Below are 272 nucleotides of genomic sequence, written 5' to 3'. Positions count from 1 at the left end.
AGCTCTGGAACTTTAATTACTACCATCCAATCACAAAAAAGCGTGTCAACATGGGATTAGGCAAGTACCCAGATGTATCTATTGTAAATGCCAGAAAGTTAGCGCAACAAGCTAGAGAACTAGTTGCTTTAGGGACTGATCCAAAAGAGCATAGAGATGAAGCCTTAGCTTTTAAACGGGCTCAAGAAGAGTTAACACTAAATAAAGTAGCTTTAGAGTGGTTTGATGTTAAAAAGCCTGATTTTACGCAAGCTCATGGCGAAGATATTCGG

Annotated in this window: 1 protein-coding gene; it reads left to right on the top strand. The window is 39.3% G+C overall.

Going from position 1 to position 272, the window contains the following annotated elements; all coding sequences use genetic code 11:
• A partial coding sequence (locus SB756_RS30175) for an integrase arm-type DNA-binding domain-containing protein (protein WP_410913248.1) occupies nucleotides 1-272 on the top strand: 272 nt, incomplete at both ends.

The organism is Pseudomonas sp. SIMBA_068 (assembly GCF_046534705.1).
In the GTDB taxonomy this organism is placed as follows: domain Bacteria; phylum Pseudomonadota; class Gammaproteobacteria; order Pseudomonadales; family Pseudomonadaceae; genus Aquipseudomonas; species Aquipseudomonas putida.
Note: the sequence above shows the minus strand (reverse complement) of the source record. Positions and strands in the feature narration are given on the sequence as shown.